The following is a 3,039-nucleotide window of genomic DNA, read 5'->3' as shown; positions in this document are numbered from 1 at the left end:
AGGGTGAGTTGCCCGCCGTCGTGCGCCAAGTCGGTGGGCAATGGCAGCGGCAGCCCTGACCCGTTGCCACACCATGCTTCTGCTGCTGGGAAGCGTACTGGCCGGCTTCGTGCAGGCGCAGGAGGCTCCGCCACCGGCCTACCAGATCGCGGCGCAGCGCGCCGGCATCCCGTCGACCGTGCTCTACGCCGTGGCACTGCAGGAAAGCGGCACCCGCTTCAACGGTCGCCTCGTGCCCTGGCCCTGGACGCCCAACGTGGCCGGCACCCCGCGCCGCTTTGCCACCCGCGCGGAGGCCTGCGCCGGACTGCACCAGGCCCTGCGTGAAGTCCCGCCCACCCGCATCGACGCCGGCCTGGGCCAGATCAACCTGGGCTACCAGCGCCATCGCTACGAGCAACCCTGCGAACTGCTCGATCCCTACCGGAATCTCGAGCTCGCCGCGGAGATCCTGCGCGAGCAGCACGCACCGGACCAGGACTGGCTGGTCACGATCGGTCGCTACCACCGGCCCGCCGGCGGCGTACCCGCCGCGCGCTACCGCCACAGCGTCGGCCGGCACCTTGCCCGTGTGCTCGGCGAACCGGTGCCGGACCACACTACCTGGAGGGCCTTGCCATGAAACGCCATCGCTTCCGCTCGGCTGTGCCGTGGGTGATGGGCCTGCTGTCGCTCGCCGCGACGCCTGCCGTCCTCGCGCAGTCGCCGCCGTTGATCGTCGTCGAGGATCGCGGAGGCGCATCCGCGTTGCCGTACTACCAGGCGCTCGACCTGCAGCCGCGTGCCGGGGACGCGCCACCGCCACGCATCGAGCTGCCTCGGATGCCGGATCGCCCCTTCGATGAAGCGGCCATGCTGCCGGTACGCTCGGCCAGCCTGTCGCCGGGCGACGTGGTTCGCCGGGTGATCCAGGCGCCGGGGCTCACCCCGCTGTTCCTGGTCGGCGACGACGACCGCTCCCGCGCCTGGCTTCGCCAACGGGCACAGGCCCTGCGCGACCTGGGCGCCGTGGGTCTGGTGGTACAGGTCGAATCGCCGCAGGCCCTGGCCGCGCTGCGGGCCCTGGCACCCGGCCTGACCCTGGCGCCCGTCTCAGGCGACGAACTGGCCCAGCGTCTGGGACTGCGTCACTACCCGGTACTGGTCACCGCCACCGGCATCGAGCAGTGAGGCCTGCACCATGGCCCAGCCGCATGCCGTCGAAGTCCTGCTGCGGCCAGCGGTGGAGCTATACACCGTGGCGGTCTGCGCGGGCGCCGCGGTGGTGTGCGTGGTGGCACCGTGGTCGCTCGCGCTGAATCCGCTGGTGGGTCTCGGCAGCGCGCTGGCATTCCTCGCTTTCGGTGCGATCCGCCTGCGCGATGCCTGGGCCATCCTGCGCTACCGCCGCAACATCCGCCGACTGCCGCGCTACGTGATGACCAGCCGCGACGTGCCGGTGAGCCAGCACCGCCTGTTCATCGGTCGCGGCTTCCGCTGGGAGCAACGGCACACGCATCGGCTGGTGCAGACGTACAAACCCGAGTTCCGCCGCTACACCGAGCCGACGGCGTTCTACCGGATGGCGCGCCGGCTGGAAGCGCGGCTGGAGTTCGCGCCGCCACCGCTGTCGAAGCTGGCGCGCGTGCTGGCCTGGGACAGCCCACTCAACCCGGCCCGGCCCCTGCCCCCGGTGGGCGGCCTGCCACGCCTGCACGGCATCGAGCCGCACGAGGTCGACGTCACGCTGCCGCTGGGCGAGCGCGTCGGCCACACCCTGGTGCTGGGCACCACGCGGGTCGGCAAGACCCGCCTGGCCGAGCTGTTCATCACCCAGGACATCCGCCGCAAGATGGGCGGCGAGCACGAGGTCGTGATCGTGTTCGACCCCAAGGGCGATGCCGACCTGCTCAAGCGCATGTACGTCGAGGCCCGCCGCGCCGGGCGCGACGGCGAGTTCTACGTCTTCCACCTCGGCTGGCCCGACATCAGCGCCCGCTACAACGCCGTGGGCCGCTTCGGGCGCATCTCCGAGGTGGCCACCCGCATCGCCGGCCAGCTCTCCGGCGAGGGCAACAGCGCGGCGTTTCGTGAGTTCGCCTGGCGCTTCGTCAACATCATCGCCCGCGCCCTGGTCGAGCTGGGGCAGCGCCCGGACTACCTGCTGATCCAGCGGCACGTGGTGAACATCGACGGCCTGTTCATCGAGTACGCCCAGCAATTCTTCGCGAAGACCGAGCCCAAGGCCTGGGAGATCATCGTCCAGTTCGAAGGGCGCCTGAACGACAAGACCATCCCGCGCCACATGGTCGGGCGCGAGAAGCGCGTGGTGGCGATCGAGCAGTACCTGTCGCAGGCGCGCACCTACGATCCGGTGCTCGATGGCCTGCGCTCGGCGGTCCGCTACGACCGCACCTACTTCGACAAGATCGTCGCCTCGCTGCTGCCGCTGCTGGAGAAGCTCACCACGGGGAAGATCGCGCAACTACTGGCGCCGAACTACTCGGACCTGACCGACCCGCGGCCGATCTTCGACTGGATGCAGATCATCCGCAAGCGCGCGGTGGTCTACGTGGGCCTGGATGCGCTGTCGGATGCCGAAGTGGCGGCCGCGGTGGGCAACAGCATGTTCAGCGACCTGGTGTCGGTCGCCGGTCACATCTACAAGCACGGCATCGACGACGGCCTGCCGGGCGCAGCTGCCGACGCCAAGGTGCCGATCAACGTCCACGCGGACGAGTTCAACGAGCTGATGGGCGACGAGTTCGTCCCCCTCATCAACAAGGGCGGCGGCGCCGGCATGCAGGTCACGGCCTACACGCAGACGCTCTCGGACATTGAGGCGCGCATCGGCAACCGCGCCAAGGCCGGCCAGGTCATCGGCAACTTCAACAACCTGTTCATGCTGCGCGTGCGCGAGACCGCCACCGCCGTGTCAAGGGCAAGCGAATTTTCCCCAGTGTGGTAATTCAAATTTCCCCACCCGGTTGGGTTTGCTCGTCAAATGAGCGGACGAGTCCGGATTTGAGCTTCTCCTTGAGGCGATAGGAGTTGCCGCGG

At 69.4% G+C, this 3,039-nt stretch carries 2 protein-coding genes and 1 pseudogene; all 3 read left to right on the top strand.

Translation table 11 applies throughout. The features are described from left to right. The first annotated feature begins 40 nt into the window (after window positions 1-40). The gene (locus GPA21_RS19690; protein ID WP_168989767.1) at window positions 41-622 is read left to right on the top strand and encodes a lysozyme family protein; all 582 of its coding nucleotides are present in this window, start codon (window positions 41-43) and stop codon (window positions 620-622) included. Window positions 623-657: 35 nt separating this feature from the next. Then, window positions 658-1,170 carry an integrating conjugative element protein gene (locus GPA21_RS19685; RefSeq protein ID WP_246262070.1) on the top strand — a complete coding sequence of 171 codons (513 nt, stop codon included), beginning with the start codon at window positions 658-660 and terminating at the stop codon, window positions 1,168-1,170. A gap of 10 nt (window positions 1,171-1,180) precedes the next feature. Then, window positions 1,181-2,911, top strand: a pseudogene (gene traD, locus GPA21_RS19680) (type IV conjugative transfer system coupling protein TraD); the annotation flags it as partial. Between the last annotated feature and the right edge of the window lie 128 nt (window positions 2,912-3,039).

The organism is Azoarcus taiwanensis (genome assembly GCF_012910885.1).
GTDB classification, from domain to species: Bacteria; Pseudomonadota; Gammaproteobacteria; order Burkholderiales; family Rhodocyclaceae; genus Azoarcus_F; species Azoarcus_F taiwanensis.
This window is presented reverse-complemented; position numbering and strand designations above follow the sequence as displayed.